The sequence below is a fragment of the Vibrio ouci genome, from assembly GCF_004551525.1.
GTDB classification, from domain to species: Bacteria; Pseudomonadota; Gammaproteobacteria; order Enterobacterales; family Vibrionaceae; genus Vibrio; species Vibrio ouci.
In genome coordinates, this window is record NZ_SATR01000365.1 from 1 (window position 1) to 651 (window position 651).

The 651-nt window shown below is 52.0% G+C and carries 1 protein-coding gene; it reads right to left on the reverse strand.

What is annotated here, in order from left to right:
- The coding region (locus ELS82_RS26635; protein WP_370447495.1) for a hypothetical protein at positions 1-651 on the reverse strand (651 nt) is incomplete at both ends.

Sequence of the window (651 nt, forward strand, 5' to 3'; positions counted from 1 at the left end):
AAAACTTTCCACACCCTCAAAGATCTCATCGTTGTAGGTGCCAACRGTCACCGTCATGCCCGTCGCATCACCCGGAATATCGAGGTTACCACCGTTACTGATCGGGAAGGATTGAGGGCCGTTACTGTCGGTGTAACTCACGGTGAGGTTACCATTGGCTAAGAAGTCCGCCATCTCTGCCGTSARYGGKTCGTCGACATCRAGCGTAAAGACGTAGTTCAAGGTGCCATCGACTTCTTTATCGAGGGAYACATCAAACTGAGCGTCATTACCTTCGACCACTTGGCCGGCATCGCTCACGGTGAGYACTGGTGTGTCGTTATTGACCTCACCACCATCGTCTATGATGGTTGCGTCGCCGCTGTCACTGAGRTTGAGTGCTTCATTGTTRTCACCRATRCTACCSGTTACSGTSACATCGAGYTCAAARCTTTCYACWCCYTCAAAGATCTCATCGTTGTAGGTGCCAACGGTCACCGTCATGCCCGTCGCATCACCCGGAATATCGAGGTTACCACCGTTACTGATCGGGAAGGATTGAGGGCCGTTACTGTCGGTGTAACTCACGGTGAGGTTACCATTGGCTAAGAAGTCCGCCATCTCTGCCGTGAGTGGTTCGTCGACATCGAGCGTAAAGACGTAGTTCAAGGT